Genomic DNA, 19,683 nt, shown 5'->3' with positions numbered 1-19,683 from the left:
CATCCTGGGCGACACCGCCGCAGCCGGCGAGCTGGACGCCCGCACGATCCGCGCCAATGCCGCGCGTGAAGCCTACGGCTATCAGATCCAGGGGCAGGGCTACGGCAATACCGCGATCCTTGAAAGCACCCGTGCCGCGAACTCAACCTACACGCCGAACTATCTGGGAGCGGGGGCGTCGTTGCTGTCCGGCGCCTCGATGCTGGCCGACAAGTGGCGGCGGTTCCAGACGAGCGATCCGACTTACAGCCTGAGCCGTGACCCGCTGCGCACGGCTGGTGACCGCGACTTGGCGGGATACAACTGATGGCAGCGCGTTTACCGCTCTTCCGACAAGGCTTTGCTGTCCATCGGCGTGACTAGAACGCTCCTCGATCGAATTCTATGAGGAGGCGATTGACGTATCGATCTCGGGCCGTGCCTTGAAGCTGTGTTGGTACGAAGCGGACGCTTAGGGGGCCTCGCTCAAGGTCCGCGGAGTTGGTGTTAGGCCCGAGCCCATAGCGCGCCCAGACGACAAGTCTATCGGTGCGTGTCGGAACTACCCCCCGGTGCAATGCCACCGTATTGACAAGGTGCATTGATCCGGCCGGCCCAGTCAGCTGCACGGCTTCGGTCTTGAAGTGCTGTTCGCAGGCTAGAGAGAAGTCCTCACCCATGTCGTCGACGAAACTGTGTGCAGCGTCCATCTTCGGGCGCCAAAACGGAATGCCCTTGAGAAGTCTCTTCATCCCATCGAGTGAGTGGGATCCGGGGATCACTTCATGTGGTCCACCATCATGTCCAACGTCGGTAAGGTAGATAAAAAGTGTTACAAAGCGCCAGTCGTCAGTGTCGCGATGGAAGAACTGAACGTTAGTCATCTCCGGTCTTGGCGCAACGAACGACCACCACGCATTGACGGAGTATAATGTGGGGACACATCCCAAGTATTGCTCGATCAAGTGCAATAGGCGTGGATCGTTCATTGCGTCGATCAGACCAGGCGCGCGAATCACCGTTTCCGCCGAATAGGCCGCCATTGGAAAGTCGCTGCGTGCTGCAGCCAGAGACTTCGGCCGGCCATCGAATGACAGCGCATTTGCGCCTCTGTGGACGGGTTGATCCTCGAAATACCGATGCAACTCCTCGACGTTGGACAGTGTGATGGGGATCTGAACGTGCGACCTTTTCCGTAGGTGAGGCAGCAGGCCGGCGAACTCGTTGGATGGCACCTCTTCGCGGAGGTGACCCTCAATCGTGTGGCGATCTTGCACGATTTTCTGTGCCAGCTCGTCCCATTGATGTTTTGGCAGGCCGCGCCTCAACACCGTCAAAGCGCGAGCGGTAAGATCTGTGTAAACGGTCATTGGCGACACTCAGCCAAAAAAAGTGCTGGCGGGCGATCCGCCGAGACTATCAGTATAGGGGATGGTGCGAACGTTCGCCGGGATCGGCTGGATCTGTTCGGGGTCGAAGACATAGTTGTGTCGAACCAGGCGGTCACATCCCGAAATGTGCAGGTAGCAGTTTATTGACCAGAAGACCCGCATCTCGAAGACCGGATAGTACATGCGATCGATGCTGTTATCCTCGATTCCCAGCTTTCCGAAATGGTCGCGGCGGACAAAAATCGCGTTCCAGGTCGTCGCCGCGGCCAGTTCATAGCCGAGCGCCTTGGCAAGTTCGATCAAGGCACTCAGCGACGCACCGTCGTTCTTCAGGGCGCTGTCCTCTTGCACGAACAGAACATCGTTCGGAATCGTCGGATTGAAGTCAATCATGACGACGCGCGGACGATATCCGCGAAGGTTGGCCCAGAGATGGTAGTCGTTGCCTTCCACGTCGATGCAGAGAAAATCGATCTCGGTTGGCGCCGAGGCTGAGGCAAGAAGCTTGCCGAGGCTGTCACGACCGATGGAAGAAACGTTGGCGTTCACCGTTCGCACCCGATCCAAGGACCTATAGGCGCTCTCCAGCTTCTGGTACGCGGTGCGATCGCTCTCGATCAGTAGTCCGGCCCAGTTCCGATCACGGATGAGCGCGAACGTATTCGAGAAGCGAACCCCGTCATGTGCCCCGACTTCCACGCAATATCTGTTGCCTTCCCCGATGATGTCGAAGATGTACGCCAGAATCCCGTCCTCGCCGCACTCGGACGTGACGTTGCTCTGGAAATCCAGCAGCCGATTGGCGGGTACCCTGGAGCGGTCCAGGCGGCCGGCATTCTCCTCAAGGAAGGCGTTCTCGTAGGACAATCGGGGCTGGAACACACGAAGTCCCTCGGGCAGCACCTGAATGTCTGCGTCCGACACATGGATTCGCTTGATCAGGCCGTCCCGGTCGCGCTGATGACGCCAGATCAGTTCGCGGTTACCCGCAAGAAATAGCGTGCCGTCGTAGCTCTGGAACAACCGGGTGTTGGCGAACGACTTGAACATGGCCCGAGGGGAGTTGTCGCGGATCTCGAAGCGGGACGCATATTCGTCAAGCACGAAGATGGCGTTGCCGCCCACCACCGCCACAAGCGTGTAGCCCTTCTGCCGGCCAAGTTCGCACACCGCGGAGAGAGAGGCCGAGGACGGGCCCGGTGCGGCCGGGTCCTTCACATAGAATATCTCCGGAGGGCAGAACTCGCTGAACTCGATCATCACGACCTTCGGGCGATAGTCCTGCACCGATTTCCAGATGTGCCAGTCGTTGCTGTCGATGTCGATGACGAGGAAATCGAAGTCTCCCGGAATGGGGGTCCGCGCCAGCAGGGCATCCAGCCGTTTCGGGCCTTCGATCTCGATGAATTCGTTGAGGCAGTGAACGTCCGCCAGCGCCGAGGAGTTCGCAACCAGCATGGCGAAGGCTCCTGCGTTAGCTTCGATATAGACGGCTTTCCAGCCTCGATTGTGCACGAGGTCCCAGGTGTTGGCGTTGTACTTGCCGTCCCAGGCACCGAATTCCACGCACCAGCCATTGGTGATCCCGAGCCGCTCCAGGACATGCGCAATGACGCCGTCCTCGCCGACCTGGGAGGTCACCGACCGCGCGTACCGGATCAGCGGGTTGTTGTGCTCGATCCGCTGCCGCTCCGCCGTCTCGTCTGGATGGATGATCTCCAGACGCCGCCTTCCCGAACGCAGCCGCGCCAGATCGGGACGAACTATCCCCTCAACCGATCGCACCAGTGACTCGATCACGCCAGACTTCTCCGCAGCTGCCATCAGTCCCATAGTCCGGATCGTCGGGATTGGCGCGCATTATCTTCGCCGCTCCCATCCATTTCACACAAAATAGCTATATAATAGATTATTGACGCTGCACCATGAACCATTTAGCGGTGACCTGTCTGTGCAGTGCGGGCGGCGATATGGATGACCTTGAACGCTATCAGTTCGATCTGAATGGATTCCTTCACGTCAAGGGGATCCTGGATCCGCGGGAAGTCACGAAGGCCCTGTCGGCCATGGAGACACTGGAGCAGCGCTTCGTCGCCGCGATCAATGCCCATCCGAAGTATCACAGCCTACAGTTCAGGATGGACTATCACTATGATGCCGAGCTGGGCACCAGCGCCTACGAGGCCAATCATGGCGGAGGCGGACCGCAGTATGTGGTCGACGACTTCCTGAACGCCGATCCGGCCTTCGATCTGTTCGTCGGCCATCCCCGGACCATGGAATATATCCGCGAGCTTACCGAGGCGCCTTTCAGGATCGTGAGTTCGGAGCTGCGCTACCGGCATCGCGGCAACATCACCGGCACCCACATGGGCGGGCCGATCGATCGCCGCAACCGCTACACGTTTGTGACCGATCCCAGCCCCAACCGAGGCGGGAATGCCCGCCGTCACTTCGACCTGCTCGCGGTCCGCGTCCTCTATGCCCTGCACGACGTTCCCGTGGAGAATGGTCCACTGTGCGTCGTGCCAGGATCGCACAAGGCCAACTTTCAATCCCCCTATGGCGGCGACCCCGTCCAGGAGCCGGGCATGGTGCCGCTTCCGATGGAAGCGGGGGATGCGCTGTTCTTCACCGAGAATCTACGCCATGGCGGCTTTCCGAACCTGGTGGACCGGGTACGCAAGACGGTCCATCTCTGTTTCGCGCCCGCCTGGGTGGGGTCCCAGAGTCCCGCGCACTGGAACGGCGACGTGTTCGTGACGCAAAGCGCGTGGACGCGCTACAGCGACGAGCAGCGCGCCCTACTGCCGCCGCCCATGTCGCCGAGCGAGCGCCACCCTGAGCAGCTGTCGCTCAAGCGGCTCACGGCCGAGATGGCGGAACTGACGCGCGAGAACCAGAAGCTGAAGGAGGCCCTGGCGCGCAACACGAGGCCCACGTCGATGCTACAGCGGCTGCTGGGTCGCTAGCCACCGGCCCTAGGGTCGCGGGGAAGCCACGGTGTGGAGCCAGGGCAGGAACTCCCGCAGGACAAGGCTACTGCCGCGCTCGTTCACGTGCGCCCAGGACCAGTAGAGCGGACCGCTTTTGTCGGACTGGTAGCACTGGACCTTGTCGCAGAAGGGCTCAAAAGCATCGAACAGCAGGGCACCGGTACCTGGCTTGCTCATCTTTCGGAACAGCTCGCGCTGCCGCTGGAGATCCGGCTCGAGCTCGGACCGCAACTGGCGACAGGAAAAGTCGTTACCGGGGCGGGTTACGTCGAAACCAAGAACGAAGAGACGCCGAGGATGGCAGCCGGCGGGCGGATTTCCGAACTGTGGGACGGACATCACATAGGCGACCTTCCTGCCGAGGTCATGGACGCTCTGCTGGAAAGCTGCGAGCGCATCCTCATCGGTGAAGAAGGGGTTGCGCGAGTAGGTGGGGATGACGACGATCTCGATCGAGGGCTCGCGCGCTAAGATGTCTAGCGCTGTCCAGACAACGCGCTGGCACACTTCCCCGCCCGCCATCCATTTCCGGAGATTGCCGGGTTTCCCGCATTCTGGGCGGGCCCAATTGAAGCTATGGGCGCCGACAAAGGCGGCCTTCTCGTCGTAGAGCCCGGCACGGATGGCCGAATAGAAGGCCATGGAAACGCTGTCGCCGATGACCAGCATGCGGGGGGCCGGCGAATTCACGAAACAGACGAAGGCCTCGCCTGTCTCGACGCCGTATTTCCGCGCGCAGGTGCCATCCGACGTCCTGCTGTCGGTCGGGACACGCAGGTCGTAGGCAAGGGACCGGTTTATCTCGGCGATGCTGCGCCCCGGCACTCCCTGCGCATCCAGGATGGCGATGCCGCCCATCCCCAGCAGCAGCATGGCAACACTCAGCGCCGGAACCGGATAGGAGCGGCCGATGCCGAATCTTATGGGCTTCTCTACAAGGACATAGGTCAGCCATGCCAGCAGCACGCTCACGGCAAGTAGGGCAAAGCGCACCTCCACCGGAGGCTTGGCGCCATAGGCGAGCCAGGCATACGCGAACAGCGGCCAATGCCAGAGGTACAGAGGATAGGAAATCTTGCCGACCCAGACCATCGGGCGGGACGCCAGGAGATGCCGGTTAGAGAAAGCCTGCGGGCCGGTCGCGATCACCAGCGCCGCACCCAGCACCGGCAACAACGGCCAGAATCCGGGAAACGACCGGGCATCGGTAATCGATGCGGCCAGCACGATCGCGCCCAGTCCGGCCAGGTCGGCGACATTGCGGGAAACAGGCGTCTTGAGCCAACCGGCCAGCGACTGCCGCGGCACATGGGCCAGCAGGACTCCAACCGCAAGTTCCCAGATCCTGGACGACGGCAAATAGAAAGCCGCCGAATTGTCGGTCGAGGTGACGCTTGCGGCAAAGGAGCCGAGCGTGATGACCAAGGTTGCGGCCACGAAAAGCCGCCGTCTGTTGCGCAAAGCCCAGGCGAAGAGCGGCCAGAGGAGATAGAACTGCTCTTCAATGGCAAGCGACCATAGATGGAGCAGCGGCTTGGTATGCGCCTCCATGTCGAAGTAGCCGACTTCGTCCAGGAGAGCGAAATTCGAGACGAAGAGCGTCGCCGCGATGACGTGCCGGCCCAGCTGTCGAAATTCCTGGGCGAACATGCTGTTCCAGCCGAGCCATAGGACAAAGGCGACGACCACAACTAGGGCAGGAAAGATGCGCCTGACCCGTCGCGCGTAGAAGGTTCGGAAACCGAACGTGTGCGCGTCGAGCTCCTGCGTTATGAGGCCGCCGATCAGGAAGCCCGATATGACGAAGAAGACATCGACCCCGATGAAGCCGCCGCGAAAATCGTCGGGAAAGGCATGGAACAGCATGACCGCAATGATCGAGACGGCCCGCAGGCCATCGATGTCGGGACGGTAGTTCGAGGATTTCCACGGCGGCTGGGAGACGTTCGGCATGTGCGAGACGTGTCCTCGGGGGCGACGCAAATGTCAATATTGCCGGCCATGCGCCATCGGGGCCGATGGTGAGGTTATCGAACCCGACCCATTGCAGTGTCGTCGCTATCGCCGGATGCGCGCACCCTTCGGATCGTAGAGCGGCTTCACGCTCGCGATGGCTGGGACCGTCTGGCCGGCAACCTCGATTTCGTAGCGCGCGGCGAGGAGATCGGTATCCGCCGTGCCGGGCTCGCACGGCACGTAACCCAGGCCGATGGCGGCCCCCAGATGGTGGCCGTAGCCGCCGGACGCCAGATAGCCCGCGACCGTGCCGTCCTTCAGGATGGGCTCGGCGTGATAGAGCAGGGGCTTCGGGTCGAGGAGCTGGAACTGCAGCAGCCGGCGGCTGAGCCCCGCCTGCTTCCGGGAGATGACCGCGGCGCGGCCGAGGAAGTCGCCGAACCGGCCGGGCCGCTTGTCGACCTTCACCGCGAAGCCCAGGCCCGCCTCCAGCACATGGTCCTCGTCGCTGATATCGTGGCCGAAGTCGCGATAGGCCTTCTCCAGCCGCAGCGAATTCATGGCGTGCACGCCGGCGAGGCGGAGCCCGTATGCTTCCCCGGCCCCCGCGAGGAGATCGAAGATCTGCCGCGCGAACTCGGTCGGCATGTAGAGTTCCCAGCCCAGCTCGCCGACATAGGTGATGCGGTGCGCGCGCACCAGGGCCATGCCGAGTTCGATCGTGCGCGCCGTCCCGAAGGGGAAGGCCGCATTCGAGAGGTCGGCCGTCGTCAGCGACTGCAGGAAATCTCGCGAGCGCGGGCCCATGACCGCGAGGCAGGCTTCGCCGCTCGTGACGTCGAGGGCCGTACAGTGGGCCTCCGCCGGGATGTGGCGCCTGAGCCATGCGATGTCGCGTGTGACGGCTGCGGCGGCGGTGATCACGAGGAACGAGTGCTCGCCGAGCCGCGTGACTGTGAGGTCGGCCTCGATGCCGCCGCGCTCGTTCAGCCACTGCGTGTAGACGATGCGTCCGGGTTCGACGGCGACGTCGTTGGCGGAAATGCGCTGCAGCACGGCCTCGGCATCGCGACCCTCGACGCGGAACTTGCCGAAGGCACTCATGTCCAGCATGCCGAGGCCGGTGCGGACAGCGCGATGTTCCTCGGCCGAATAGTCGAACCAGTTCTGCCGCTGCCACGAATAGCGATAGGCGGGGGCCACGCCGGCCTCGCGCCGGTCCGCCGGCAGGAACCAGTGCGCGCGCTCCCAGCCCGCCGTCTCGCCAAAGCAGGCGCCGCGTTCCTTCAGGCGCTCGTAGAAGGGCGTGTGGCGCACGCCGCGCGCCGAGGTGAACTGCCGGTACGGGAAATGGTCGGCGTAGAGCAGCCCCAGCGTCTCCGTCACCCGCGCTTCGATGAAGGATTTCGTGGACTGGTATGGAAAGGTCCGCCGCACGTCGACGTCCCACAGGTCGAAGGGCGGGGCGCCGCCCACGATCCATTCGGCCAAGGCCTTGCCGGCGCCGCCGGCCGACTGGATGCCGACGGAATTGAAGCCACAGGCGACGAAGAAATTCCGGACGTCCGGGGCTTCGCCCAGCAGGTAGCGGTCGTCGTGGGTGAAGCTCTCGGGTCCGTTGAAGAAGGTATGGATGCCGGTCTTCTCCAGGATGGGCATGCGCCGGGTCGCCCTCTCCAGGATCGGCGCGAAATGGTCGAAGTCTTCGGGCAGCTGGTCGAAGCAGAAGTCTTCGGGAATGCCGTTCGTCGCCCAGGGTTTCGCGACCGGTTCGAAGGCGCCCAGCAGGATCTTGCCGGCATCCTCCTTGTAGTAGGCGCACTCGTCGGGGACGCGCAGCACCGGCAGGGTGCGCGACAGGCCGGGAACCTGCTCGGTGACGATGTAGAAATGCTCGCAGGCCTGCAGCGGCAGGGGCACGCCCGCCATCCTGCCCACGGCGCTGCCCCACATGCCGGCGCAGTTCACGACGAACTCCGACTCGATGGAACCTTTCTCGGTGGCGACGCCGGTCACCCGGCCGCGATCCTTCGCGATCCCGGTCACGCTGGTGTGTTCGAAGATCTTCACGCCAAGTTGACGTGCTCCTTTGGCGAGAGCGAGCGCGATGTTGGTCGGGTCGCCCTGGCCGTCCTTCGGCAGCGCCACCGCACCGACCACGCCGTCGATGTCGAGCAGGGGATGGAGCGAACCGGCCTCCGCGGCCGAGATCGTCTCGATCTCGACGCCGAAGGACCGCGCCATGGATGCGCCCCGCTTCAGCTCCTCGAGGCGCTCCTCCGTGAGCGCGACGGTCAGCGAGCCGTTGCGCTTGAAGCCGGTCGCCAGGCCGGTTTCCTCTTCGAGCCGGCCGTAGAGTTCCTGGCTGTACTTGGCGAGCCTGGTCATATTGGCGGTCGCGCGCAGCTGCGCGATCAAGCCCGCCGCATGCCAGGTCGTGCCCGAGGTGAGCTGCTTGCGCTCCAGCAGGACGATGTCTGTCCAGCCGAGCTTGGCGAGGTGATAGGCGACCGAACATCCGATGACGCCGCCACCGATGATGACGACGCGGGCATGGCTTGGCAGTGCGTTCACGAGTGAGTCCTGCTTTGGAGGAGGCAGGCGCCGAAGGCGCCGTCGAGTTGGGTTGCGTCGAGGCGGCCTAATCGTCCGATCACGACGATCTCGGCGCCCCTCGTGTCGGGTGCGTCTTCGAGTGGATCGATGCTGACGACCTCGCCGGCGCGGTGCAGGGCGACCCGGCGGCCGGCACCCGTGGCGACGATGCCCTTCACGCGCACGATGCTGTCGGGCAGGCCGGTGACGACGGTGCGCAAGGCCTCGATGTCGACCGGCGCGTCGGTCCGCCAGACATGGCTTGCGAAGAGGGAAGTGGCGGCGTCGACACCGGCCGATTCGCAGGCCGGCAGGCGTCCGCGCCGAGCCCTGATGTCGGCGAAAAGATCCCCGGCGTCCACGCGCCCCTGCAGGACATCGATCATGCGTGCCCCAGGGGCCTGTGCCGTCGCGAGGGAGCGGGCGTCCTTCAGGTCCGCTGGACCGGCGAGATCGATCTTCGTCAGGACGACGAGGTCGGCCGCGGCGAGTTGTCGGCGCACCAGGCTGCCCACGAACTTGTCGCGGGCGCGGGCACGGACCGTCGCGGCGTCCGCGACCACGACGATGGCGCCAGGGGACAGGCCGGGCGAATTCGCCAGCGCCGCGATGCGGGCCGGATCGGCGACACCGCTCGCCTCGATCACGATCTGCTCGTATCGGTCGGCGCGACCGGCGAAGCGATCCAGCGCCATGGCGAGGTCGCCGGCGACCGAGCAGCAGGCGCAGCCGTTCGCCAGGGTGACGATGTCGTCGTCGCGCGACACGATCAGCTTCTCGTCGATCGAGATCGCGCCGAAATCGTTGACCAGCACGCCGATCCGCAGCCCGTGGTCGCCCGCCAGCAGGCCGTTGACCAGGGTCGTCTTGCCGGCGCCGAGATAGCCGCCGATCGTGGTGACCGGGATGGGCGTCATCTCCTGCCCAGCGGATAGGGCTGGCCTTCGAACACCGTGCCCCAGATGGGAATGTCGCGCAGTTCCAGCGGAGCGACTTCGCAGGGATCGGCTTCGAGCACGGTGAAGTCGGCCTTCTTGCCGCTGCTGATGCTGCCGATCTCGTGTTCGAGGCCCATCACGTAGGCGGCATTGATGGTGATCGCCCGCAGCGCTTCGTCCAGCGAGACCCGTTCCTGCGGGCACAGAACGTCGCCGGCGGCATTCACGCGGTTGAGGGCGATCCAGGCATTCTGCAGTGGCCGGGCCGGCGCCATGGTGAAATCGGAGTGGAGCGCGAAGGGCACGCGGTTGCGCGAGAGCGAGCCCAGACGGACCATCTGGCTCGCCCGCTCATGGCCCACGCCCCGGCGCGCGTAGATGTCGCTCAACTCGTACACATAGTAGGGGTTGGCCGAGACGAGGGCGCCGAGATCGGCGATGCGCCGCGCCTGGGCGGATGTCGAAATACCGAAATGCTCGATCGTGAAGCGATGGTTGAAGCGCGGGCGTTCCCACTGCAGCTTCTCCAGCACGTCGAGCGCCAGTTCGACGCCGAGATCGCCCGTGCAATGGACGTGGATGACGTAGCCGTCGTTCCACAGCGCGCGGGCCGCCTTTTCGAAGGCCTCCGGCGCCATCAGCCATTCGCCGTCGTGACCGTCGATGTAGCCGGGGCCGCCGAGCTGCATGAGCTGCGAGAAGAAGGCGCCGTCGGTGAACAGCTTGACGTGCTTGCCGAAGCGCAGCCGGCGCCTGTTGCGTTCAGGCAGCGCGGCGAGCTGCTCGTGCCGGAGGCCCGTGCCCGCGAAGGCCACGTGCGGCACGAACTCGACCCGGAAGGGCGTCTCGTCATTGTCGAAGGCCGCGACCGAGCTGGCCCACTCGGCCTCGGCATCGAAGATGCCGAACGCCATGTCGCCGACCGTCGTGTGGCCGCCCAGATGGATGACCTCGGCGGTGCGCTTCATCGCCGGTCCCCGGCGCTGCTCGGAAAGGAGGTAGGCTGAAAGCTTGGCGCGCACGAAGCGGTTGCCGGCCTCGTAGAAATGGCCTCGGCCGACATCGACCTGGTGGGCGCCCCGCAGCTTCTCCCGGTCGAGTTCGAAATAGTCGAGGGCGGCACCGTTCATGATCGTCTCGTGAAACGACCGGTGGACCACGATCACGGGGCGCGTCCTCGAGATGGCGTCGAGGTCCTGGAGCCAGATCTCGCCGTGCCAGTCGCGATGGTAGCCCCAGGTGAAGATCGGCTCCCTCGGATCGGGGTTTTGCTCATCCAGCTCCTTCAGACGGGCGAGGAATGCGTCGCGCGTCCGCACCGGTGCGACCGTGCGGTCGGGCAGCTGCCACTCCATGGCGGTGATGAACTCGCATTGGAGCAGATAGGCCGCCATCGAGGGATGGAGATGCGGGTCGATGAAGCCCGGCATCAGCACGTGCTTCTCGAAGGTTCGGTCGATCGTGTGGGGATGCGCCTCGAGCCACGGCCGCAGGGTTTCGAGCGTGCCGACCTCGACGATCGAGCCGTCGCGGACGGCGACGGCCGTGGCCTCGGGCAGCGAAGGCTCCATGGTCCGGATCTTGCGGGCGACGAAGACGGTCATTCTCGACATGAGCTGCACCCCCAGCGGGCGGCCAGGCGGGCCTCCGCGAAGATAGTCTAGGGCAGCGTCGATTCGGCTATGTATACTTTTGGGTCAAATCCGTGTCTGATTTGGCCGGAGCCTTCCCGATGCCCTCTGTCTCTTCCAAGCGTACCGCCACACAAGCCGCCGAGTTGCTGCCGAGTCCGATCGCGGTCCTGCTGATCCCGCAGTTCACCTCGATCGCGCTGTCGTCGATCATCGAGCCGCTGCGCATCGCCAACCGCTACATCTCGCGCCCCTACCGCTGGCTCCTGGTGTCGGCCGACGGCGAGCCGGTGCCGGATCGCAACGGGGTGAAGGTGGCGGTCGACTGCGCGCTGGCCGATGTCGGCGCAATCGGGACCCTGCTGGTGGTCGCCGACGCCCAGCCGACGCGGCGCCTGGAGCGCGCGATCCTGCCCACCTTGCGGCGGCTGGCCCGCGCCGGCGCGACGATCGGCGGCGTCGATACCGGCCCGCTGATCTTGGCCCGTGGCGGCCTGCTCGACGGACTCTCGGCGACCGCCCATTGGGAGGTCCTGCAGACTTTTCGCGAGCAGTTCCCCCAGGTGGACGTCACCGAACGCCTGTTCGAAGTCGGCAACAGGCGCTGCACCTGTGCCGGTGGCTCCGCGGCGCTCGATCTCGTCCTCAAGGAGATCGAACTCCGGTTCGGCAGCCAGCTCGCCCTGAGAGTGTCGGAGCATTGCATGCACGGGCTGCCGCGCCCGGCCGGGGCGGCGCAGCGGGACCTGCCGGGGGCGGTCGGGGCCCGGCACGGACGCAAGCTGGCGCGCGCCATGCAGATGCTGGAGGAAGACGGCACCCGGCTCACGCGCATGGACACCGTCGCGCAGGCGGTCGGCGTCTCGCGGCGCCAGCTCCAGCGCATCTTTGCCGACAAGCTCGCGACCAGCCCGGCGCGGTTCCGCCGCAAGGTCCGGCTCGACCGGGCGCACCAGATGCTGGCCAATGCCGAGGCGTCGGTGACCGAAGTCGCGATGGCGACGGGTTTCAAATCGCGGTCCTACTTCTGGCGCTGCTATCGAAAGGAATTCGGGCGCCCGCCCAGCAGCGACAAACGCTGAAACGTTTTTGGCGCAAAAGGAGACGTTCCCTGCCGAAACGTGCACGTTTGCGGGACGTGTGAAGCTATCGTTTCAGCCTGGGCACTGGGTGGGGGACAAGCCATGCGGCAGGCGATAGCGGCTTTCATCACGATACTCGCCATCGCGTCGGCGGTCGCAGCGCCGGCCACGGCGCAGGAACCCCGGCGCGGCGGCACGCTGGTCATGGGGCAGTCGACCGGCACCACAAGCTTCAACAACGCCGTCGGGTCGGGAACCGGGATCATGGTGCCGGGGGCACAGATCTTCGCCAGCCCGGTCATGCATGACGACAAGTGGAACCCCAAGCCGTACCTCGCGGAGTCGTGGGAACTCTCGCCCGATTCCCTCTCGATGACGCTCCATCTGCGCAAGGACGCGTTGTTCCACGACGGCACGCCGGTGACTTCGGCGGACGTCGCCTTCTCGATCCTGACGATCCGAGACAACCATCCCTTCAACACGATGCTGGCGCCCGTCGAGAGGGTCGACACGCCCGACGCCGCCACCGCCATCATCCGCCTCAAGCATCCGCATCCCGCGCTGCTGTATGCGATGGGCCCGCCGCTGATGCCGATCCTGCCCAAGCACATCTACGGCGACGGCCGGCCGATCAAGACCCATCCGAACAACAGCAAGGATGTCGTGGGCTCCGGCCCGTTCAAGCTGGTGGAGTTCAAGCCGGGCGACCAGATCGTCCTGGAGCGCTTCGACAGGTTCTTCATCAAGGACCGGCCCTATCTCGACCGCATCATCCTGAAGACCTACCCGGACTCGCAGACCTCGATCCTCGAGCTCGAGGCGGGACGGCTGCTGCTGCAACCCTTCTTCAACCGGGTGCTCGAACTCGACCGCGCCAAGACCAATCCGCAGCTCGTCATCACCAATGAGGGCTATGCGGCGGTGGGCGGTATCAACTGGCTGCTCTTCAACAACAAGCGCAAGCCGTTCGACGACGTGCGGGTGCGCCAGGCCTTCGCCTATGCGATCGACCGCGACTTCATCGTCAAGGCGCTGCACAAGGGCCTGTCGAAGGTGGCGACCGGTCCGATCCACAGCGGCTTCCCGCAGTATTCGCCGGATGTCACGAAGTACTCGCTCAATCTCAAGAAGGCCGAGGAACTGCTGGATGCCGCGGGCCTCAAGAAGGGACCGGACGGCGTTCGCCTCAAGGTGACGTGCGACTACTATCCGGGCGACGAGGACGGCCAGAAGCGACTCGCCGAATACATGAAGCCGGCGCTGAAGAAGATCGGCATCGAGGTCGAAGTGCGCGCGCCCGCCGACTTCGCGGCCTGGGCCAAGCGCATGGCGACCAAGGACTTCGACATCAGCATGGATGCGGCCTTCGCCTGGGGCGATCCGGTGATCGGCGTCAACCGCACCTATCTCTCGAGCAACATCCGGCCGCTGGTCTTCACCAACAACGCCCAGTATGAGAACCCCAAGGTCGACGAGCTGCTCGATGCCGCCGGCCGCGAGCCGGACGCCGCAAAGCGCAAGGCGCTCTACGGCGAGTTCCAGAAGATCGTCACGGCGGACCTGCCGCTCTTCTGGCTGACCGAGCTGCCCTATCACACGATCTACAACAAGCGGGTCCACAATCCGCCGACGACCATCTGGGGGACCGCTTCGCCGATGCTGGACGTCTGGCTCTCCGAGAAATAGGCGCGGCGTGGCGTTGATCCTCTTCGCGGCGCGGCGCCTATTCTATGCCGCGATCCTCGTGATCGGGGTCCTGGTCCTGAGCTTCCTGCTGATCCGGCTGGCGCCCGGCGACCCCGTCGACACGCTGGCGGGGCAGATGGGCGGGATGACGGAGGAGATCCGGGCCGGCCTGCGCAGCGAGTACGGTCTCGACCAGCCCACGCTCGTTCAACTCGGCATCTATCTCGAGCGCTTCGCCTCGGGAAATCTGGGCTACTCCTATTTCTTCAACCTGCCGGTCCTGTCGCTGATCCTGCAGCGACTGCCGGCGACCCTGCTGCTGGTGCTGACCGCGCTGGTGGTGGCGGTGCTGAGCGGCACGACGCTGGGCGTGCTGGCCTCGCGGCGGCCCAACGGTCTTCTTTCGCAGTTCATCACCGTCGTCTCGGTGATCGGCTACTCTGCGCCCGTCTTCTGGACCGGCATGCTGCTGATCATCCTGTTCGCCTCGGTGATTCCCATCCTGCCGGTCTCCGGCATGACCGCGGCGGCGGTCAGTGGCGGTTGGCTGCTCGATTCGGTCGATGTCGCGCACCATCTCGTGCTGCCTGCGGTGTCCCTGGCGGTCGTCTATCTCGCCCAGTACAGCCGGCTCACCCGGGCGAGCATGCTCGATGTGCTGGGGTCGGACTATGTCCGCACGGCGCGAGCCAAGGGGCTGGAGGAGCGGAAGGTGTTCTTCAAGCACGCCTTCCGCAACGCCATGCTGCCGATCATCACCATCGTCGGCCTTCAGTTCGGCAACCTGCTGGCCGGGGCCATCGTGGTCGAGACCGTGTTCAACTGGCCGGGGCTGGGGCGTCTCGCCTTCGATTCGGTGCTGCGCCGCGACTATCCCACCTTGCTCGGCTTGCTGTTCTTCTCCTCGCTTCTGGTGATCGTGGCCAACCAGCTCGTCGACGTCTGCTACCGCCTGGCCGATCCGCGGATCAAGGCGTCGTGAGCATCGCCGGCGTTCCGAGGGTGGAGCATCCCTCGCTGGAGGCGATGCGCATGTTCGCCCGCAGCCCGGTGGCCGTGTGCGGCCTGGTGCTGCTGGTCGCCATTCTGCTGGTGAGCCTGATCGGTCCGCTGGTCTACGTCGCGGATCCCTTCGACATCGTGGCTGCGCCGCTCTCGCCGCCGTTCAGCGAGGGCGCCTTGCTGGGCTCGGACCAGCAGGGCAGGGACGTGCTGACCGGCCTGATCTATGGCGGCCGGGCGACCTTGACGGTCGGCGCCGCCGCCGCGCTGATCTCTGTCGTGATCGGCATCACGATCGGCGCCGTCGCGGGCTATTTCGGCGGCACGGTCGACGAGGCACTGATGCGCTTCACGGAGTTCTTCCAGGTCCTGCCGTCGCTGCTCTTCGCCATGGTGCTGGTGACGCTGTTCTCGCCGACCCTCACCACCGTCGTGCTCGCGATCGGCGTCGTGAGCTGGCCCGGCACGGCCCGCCTCACGCGCGCGGAATTCCTCAAGATCAAGCAATACGATTTCGTCGCCGCCGAACTGGCGATCGGGGCGCGGCGCGGACGCATCATGTGGAAGGTGATCCTGCCAAATGCCCTGCCGCCGCTGGTCGTGTCCGCCACCCTGGCGGTCGGCGCGGCGATCCTGTTCGAAGCCAGCCTGTCGTTCCTGGGGCTGGGCGATCCCAACCGGATGAGCTGGGGACTGATGATCGGATCGAGCCGGTCCTACATGCTGTCGAGCTGGTGGGCCGTGACCTTTCCCGGCCTGATGATCTTCCTCACCGTACTGGCCGTCAGCCTGATCGGCGACGGGCTGAACGATGCCCTGAATCCCAAACTGCGGGAGCGTCGCTGATGGACGGTCGTTCCACGACCCTTCTCGACATCTCGGGCCTGTCCGTCGAGTTCCGCGGCGGCGGCCGCACCGCGCGCGTGCTGAACGACGTGGCGATCACGCTTACGACCAACGAGACCCTGGGCATCGTGGGCGAATCGGGCTGCGGCAAGAGCATGACCGCACTCGCCATCCTGCGGCTCGTGCCATCGCCGCCGGGCCGCATCTCCGGCGGCCGGATCGTGTTCGAGGGCGAGGATCTCCTGCAGGCCTCCGAGCAGCGCCTGCGGGACGTCCGGGGCCATCGCATCGGCATGATCTTCCAGGAGCCGATGACCTCGCTCAATCCGGTGCTGACGATCGGCGACCAGCTCTCCGAGACCCTGGTCAAGCACCTGAAGCTCGATGCGCGCGCGGCGCGCGCCCGGGCGATCGAGCTCCTGAAGGCGGTCGGCATTCCCGCACCCGAGCGCCGGGTCGACGAATATCCTCACCAGCTCTCGGGCGGCATGCGGCAGCGGGTCATGATCGCCATGGCGATCGGCTGCGAGCCGCGGCTTCTGATCGCCGACGAGCCGACCACCGCGCTCGACGTCACGGTCCAGGCGCAGATATTCGAGCTGCTGCGCGAATTGCGCGCCCGCAGCGGCATGGGATTGATCCTCATCACCCATGACATGGGGGTGATCGCGGAGATGACCGATCGCGTGGCCGTCATGTATGGCGGCCGAGTCGTCGAGGAAGCATCCACCGCGGATATCCTGTCGGCGCCGGCCCATCCCTATACGCGCGGCCTGATCGCTTGTGTCCCCGATCTCGATGCCGAGGAGGCGCCAGGGGCCGACCTGCTGGAGATCGCCGGCATGGTGCCGTCGGTCTGGGACCTGCCCAAGGGCTGTCCCTTCGCCGACCGTTGCGCCGAGGCCATGCCGCGCTGCCTCGCCGAGATGCCGCCCACGACCGTCCTTTCAGCGGGTCACCGGGTGGCCTGCTGGCTGCAGGAGGGAGCGGCGTCGTGAGTGCGCCCCTGGTGTCCGTCCGCGATCTGAAAGTCCACTTCGCGCGGCCGAATCTCAATCCGCTGAAGCCTCGCGAAACCGTGCGCGCCGTGGACGGCGTCTCGTTCGATGTCGAGAAGGGCACGACCCTGGGCATCGTCGGCGAATCGGGCTCGGGGAAGACGACAGTGGCGCGCGGCCTGCTGCGGCTGGTGCCGGTCACGTCGGGCCGCATCGCCATCGGTGGGACCGATGTTACGGCGCTGGGCGGCGAGGAGATGCGCCGCATGCGCCGGCGCATGCAGTACGTCTTCCAGGATCCGTACTCTTCCCTCAATCCGCGGGTCAGGGCCGGCGCCATCGTGCGCTCGCCGCTCGACGTGCTGGGGATCGGCACGCCCGCCGAGCGCGAGGCGCGCGTGGCCGAGTTGTTCGCGGCGGTGGGCCTGCGGCCCGAGAGCCAGGGCCTCTTTCCGCACCAGTTCTCCGGTGGCCAGCGCCAGCGTATCAACATCGCCCGGGCGCTTGCGCCGGCGCCCGATCTGCTGGTCTGCGACGAGCCGGTATCGGCCCTCGACGTGGCGATTCGCGCGCAGATCCTGAACCTGCTGCAGCAGCTCAAGCGCCGGCTCGGCATCACCTATGTCTTTATTTCGCACGACATGGCCGTGGTGAAGCATGTCGCCGACGAGGTGGCGGTCATGTATCTCGGGCAGATCGTCGAACGCGCCCCGCGCACGGCGTTCTTTGCGCGACCGCTCCATCCCTACAGCGTGGCGCTGATGTCTGCCGTGCCGACCGTACGCGGCGGACGCGAGCGTGCGAACCGGCGCATTCGCCTGACTGGCGATCCGCCCAGTCCCATCGATCCGCCGCCCGGTTGCCGCTTCGCGGCGCGCTGTCCGGCGGCGGAGCCGGCCTGCCGCCAGACCATGCCGGAGCTGCGTGAGCTCGTGCCGGGCCAATGGGTGCGCTGCCATCGGGTCGAGGTGGTTGGTGAAGTGATCCGGCGGCCCCTCGGATGAGGCCGGAGTGATAGAATGATTCTTGCATACACGAGGCGCGGGCCGGGCCCGTGTGAAATTTGCCCCGTGCGTAATTTGCATTGAGAGAGGATGATCATGGACGGACTGCACGCCAACTCGCCGCACGCGCGGGACCAGCGCTACCTGGTGCACCAGCAGACGGAACTGAAGACCTATCGCGAGCAGGGCGGTACGCTCATGGCACGCGGCAACGGCATCCATGTGATCGACGAGTCGGGCAAGGAGTATATCGAGGCGATGGCGGGGCTGTGGTGCGCATCGCTGGGCTTCTCGGAGAAGCGGCTGGCCGAGGCCGGCTACAGGCAGCTCCTCGATCTGCCCTACTATCATACGTTCTTCGACAAGGGGCACCTGGCCAGCGTCGACCTCGCCGAGAAGCTTCTGTCGATCGCGCCCAAGCCGATGAGCCGCGTGCTCTTCCAGTGCTCGGGCTCGGAGGCCAACGACGCCGCCATCAAGCTGGTCTGGTATTACCACAACGCCATCGGCAAACCGGAGAAGAAGAAGATCATCGGCCGCGAGCGCGGCTATCACGGCAACACGGTGGCCTCGGTCAGCGTCTCGGGCCAGCCGCACATGCGGGCCGGCTTCGACATCCCGCTGCCGATGTTCAAGCACACCGACAATCCGCACTATTACCGCTTCCACAATGAGGGCGAGACCGAGGAGCAGTTCTCCGACCGCATGGCCGCCAACCTCGAGGCGCTGATCCTGGCCGAGGGGCCCGACACGGTCGCGGCCTTCTTCGGCGAACCGGTGCAGGGCGGCGGCGGCGCCATCACCCCGCCGCGCACCTACTGGGAGAAGATCCAGAAGGTGCTCCGCAAGTACGACGTGCTGCTGATCGCCGACGAGGTGATCGCGGGCTTCGGCCGCACCGGCAACATGTGGGGCTGCGAGACCTACGGCATCCAGCCCGACATGATCTCGTGCGCCAAGGCGCTGTCCGCGGCCTACCAGCCGATCTCGGCGCTGATGATCTCCGACAAGGTCTACGACGCGGTCGAGAGCCTGAGCGCCACCAACGGCACGTTCGGCCACGGCTTCACCTACGGCGCCCATCCGGTCGCCTGCGCCGTCGCGCTGGAGACCCTCAAGATCTACGAGGAGCGCGACATCGTGGGCCAGGTCCGCAAGGTCGGGCCGGTGATGCAGGCGGGGCTGGAGGCGTTCCGCGGCCATCCGCTGGTCGGCGACGTGCGCGGCGTCGGCCTGTTCACCGGTGTCGAGCTGATGAAAGATGCCAAGGCGCGCACACCGTGGGCACCGGAGCAGAAGGTCGGGACGATGGTGATGGACCATGCGCTGCGTCATGGGCTGATCGTCCGCGCCATCGGCGACCGCATCGCCTTCACGCCGCCGCTCATAATCACCGAGGAGCAGATCGGCGAGATGTGCAAGCGCTTCAGGCTGGCGCTCGACGACGCCAAGAAGGACCTCGGGCTGTAGGGGGCAATCCCACGACGCGCGCCCGGCGGATGTAACGTTTTCGAGCATCCGCCCGAATACAGGGGCGAGGGACGGTCACGCCGGCCTCTCGATATCTTTAGTTGGATAT

The 19,683-nt window shown here is 65.3% G+C and carries 14 protein-coding genes and 1 pseudogene; 9 read left to right on the top strand and 6 right to left on the bottom strand.

What is annotated here, in order from left to right; genetic code table 11:
• Positions 1 to 307: pseudogene (locus tag EPO41_RS28935) on the top strand (hypothetical protein); the annotation flags it as partial.
• 52 nt (positions 308 to 359) lie between these two features.
• Here EPO41_RS28935 and EPO41_RS28930 read toward each other — a convergent pair.
• Together EPO41_RS28930 and EPO41_RS28925 are read right to left on the bottom strand one after the other, a co-directional pair.
• Positions 360 to 1,349 (bottom strand): phytanoyl-CoA dioxygenase family protein, encoded by a 990-nt coding sequence (locus EPO41_RS28930; protein WP_296332924.1) that lies wholly within the window; start codon positions 1,347 to 1,349, stop codon positions 360 to 362.
• 9 nt (positions 1,350 to 1,358) lie between these two features.
• On the bottom strand, positions 1,359 to 3,170 hold the full coding sequence (locus EPO41_RS28925) for a hypothetical protein (RefSeq protein WP_296332921.1): 1,812 nt from the start codon (positions 3,168 to 3,170) through the stop codon (positions 1,359 to 1,361).
• 170 nt (positions 3,171 to 3,340) lie between these two features.
• On the opposite strand from EPO41_RS28925, the gene EPO41_RS28920 reads away from it, so the two are divergent.
• Positions 3,341 to 4,342: a phytanoyl-CoA dioxygenase family protein gene (locus tag EPO41_RS28920; RefSeq protein ID WP_296332917.1), complete on the top strand. Its 1,002-nt coding sequence runs from the start codon at positions 3,341 to 3,343 to the stop codon at positions 4,340 to 4,342.
• A 9-nt stretch (positions 4,343 to 4,351) separates the two neighbouring features.
• Here EPO41_RS28920 and EPO41_RS28915 read toward each other — a convergent pair whose 3' ends face one another.
• From EPO41_RS28915 to EPO41_RS28900, 4 genes are all read right to left on the bottom strand, one after another.
• On the bottom strand, positions 4,352 to 6,319 hold the full coding sequence (locus EPO41_RS28915; protein WP_296332914.1) for an acyltransferase family protein: 1,968 nt from the start codon (positions 6,317 to 6,319) through the stop codon (positions 4,352 to 4,354).
• Positions 6,320 to 6,424: 105 nt separating this feature from the next.
• Positions 6,425 to 8,896, bottom strand: a complete 2,472-nt coding sequence (locus tag EPO41_RS28910; RefSeq protein WP_296332911.1) for an FAD-dependent oxidoreductase — start codon at positions 8,894 to 8,896, stop codon at positions 6,425 to 6,427.
• The gene (locus EPO41_RS28905) at positions 8,893 to 9,834 is read right to left on the bottom strand and encodes a GTP-binding protein (protein ID WP_296332908.1); all 942 of its coding nucleotides are present in this window, start codon (positions 9,832 to 9,834) and stop codon (positions 8,893 to 8,895) included. Before EPO41_RS28905 ends, EPO41_RS28910 begins: the two co-directional genes overlap by 4 nt.
• Positions 9,831 to 11,468 carry an amidohydrolase gene (locus tag EPO41_RS28900; protein ID WP_296332906.1) on the bottom strand — a complete coding sequence of 546 codons (1,638 nt, stop codon included), beginning with the start codon at positions 11,466 to 11,468 and terminating at the stop codon, positions 9,831 to 9,833. The genes EPO41_RS28905 and EPO41_RS28900 overlap by 4 nt, the downstream gene beginning before the upstream one ends.
• Positions 11,469 to 11,587: 119 nt before the next feature.
• Between EPO41_RS28900 and EPO41_RS28895 the strand changes: the two genes are divergently transcribed.
• The 7 genes from EPO41_RS28895 to EPO41_RS28865 all read left to right on the top strand — a co-directional run bounded on the left by EPO41_RS28895 (position 11,588) and on the right by EPO41_RS28865 (position 19,574).
• The gene (locus tag EPO41_RS28895) at positions 11,588 to 12,568 is read left to right on the top strand and encodes a GlxA family transcriptional regulator (RefSeq protein WP_296332905.1); all 981 of its coding nucleotides are present in this window, start codon (positions 11,588 to 11,590) and stop codon (positions 12,566 to 12,568) included.
• Between the two features lie 102 nt (positions 12,569 to 12,670).
• Positions 12,671 to 14,254 carry an ABC transporter substrate-binding protein gene (locus EPO41_RS28890; RefSeq protein WP_296332902.1) on the top strand — a complete coding sequence of 528 codons (1,584 nt, stop codon included), beginning with the start codon at positions 12,671 to 12,673 and terminating at the stop codon, positions 14,252 to 14,254.
• A 7-nt stretch (positions 14,255 to 14,261) separates the two neighbouring features.
• Positions 14,262 to 15,236 carry an ABC transporter permease gene (locus tag EPO41_RS28885; protein WP_296332899.1) on the top strand — a complete coding sequence of 325 codons (975 nt, stop codon included), beginning with the start codon at positions 14,262 to 14,264 and terminating at the stop codon, positions 15,234 to 15,236.
• Positions 15,233 to 16,102, top strand: coding sequence for an ABC transporter permease (locus EPO41_RS28880; RefSeq protein ID WP_296332896.1), 870 nt, complete (start codon positions 15,233 to 15,235; stop codon positions 16,100 to 16,102). The genes EPO41_RS28885 and EPO41_RS28880 overlap by 4 nt, the downstream gene beginning before the upstream one ends.
• Positions 16,102 to 17,100 (top strand): ABC transporter ATP-binding protein, encoded by a 999-nt coding sequence (locus tag EPO41_RS28875; RefSeq protein ID WP_296332893.1) that lies wholly within the window; start codon positions 16,102 to 16,104, stop codon positions 17,098 to 17,100. Before EPO41_RS28880 ends, EPO41_RS28875 begins: the two co-directional genes overlap by 1 nt.
• Positions 17,097 to 18,104, top strand: a complete 1,008-nt coding sequence (locus EPO41_RS28870) for an oligopeptide/dipeptide ABC transporter ATP-binding protein (RefSeq protein ID WP_296332891.1) — start codon at positions 17,097 to 17,099, stop codon at positions 18,102 to 18,104. The genes EPO41_RS28875 and EPO41_RS28870 overlap by 4 nt, the downstream gene beginning before the upstream one ends.
• Before the next feature lie 96 nt (positions 18,105 to 18,200).
• On the top strand, positions 18,201 to 19,574 hold the full coding sequence (locus tag EPO41_RS28865; RefSeq protein ID WP_296332889.1) for an aminotransferase: 1,374 nt from the start codon (positions 18,201 to 18,203) through the stop codon (positions 19,572 to 19,574).
• Positions 19,575 to 19,683: the final 109 nt, after the last annotated feature.

It is taken from the genome of Reyranella sp. (assembly GCF_004297265.1).
Classification (GTDB): Bacteria; Pseudomonadota; Alphaproteobacteria; order Reyranellales; family Reyranellaceae; genus Reyranella.
This window is presented reverse-complemented; position numbering and strand designations above follow the sequence as displayed.

Coding starts and splice junctions, on each gene's coding strand:
- EPO41_RS28930 (WP_296332924.1), bottom strand. CDS start 1,349: ATGACCGTTTACACAGATCTTACCGCTCGCGCTTTGACGGTGTTGAGG.
- EPO41_RS28920 (WP_296332917.1), top strand. CDS start 3,341: ATGGATGACCTTGAACGCTATCAGTTCGATCTGAATGGATTCCTTCAC.
- EPO41_RS28915 (WP_296332914.1), bottom strand. CDS start 6,319: ATGCCGAACGTCTCCCAGCCGCCGTGGAAATCCTCGAACTACCGTCCC.
- EPO41_RS28905 (WP_296332908.1), bottom strand. CDS start 9,834: ATGACGCCCATCCCGGTCACCACGATCGGCGGCTATCTCGGCGCCGGC.
- EPO41_RS28900 (WP_296332906.1), bottom strand. CDS start 11,468: ATGTCGAGAATGACCGTCTTCGTCGCCCGCAAGATCCGGACCATGGAG.
- EPO41_RS28895 (WP_296332905.1), top strand. CDS start 11,588: ATGCCCTCTGTCTCTTCCAAGCGTACCGCCACACAAGCCGCCGAGTTG.
- EPO41_RS28890 (WP_296332902.1), top strand. CDS start 12,671: ATGCGGCAGGCGATAGCGGCTTTCATCACGATACTCGCCATCGCGTCG.
- EPO41_RS28875 (WP_296332893.1), top strand. CDS start 16,102: ATGGACGGTCGTTCCACGACCCTTCTCGACATCTCGGGCCTGTCCGTC.
- EPO41_RS28865 (WP_296332889.1), top strand. CDS start 18,201: ATGGACGGACTGCACGCCAACTCGCCGCACGCGCGGGACCAGCGCTAC.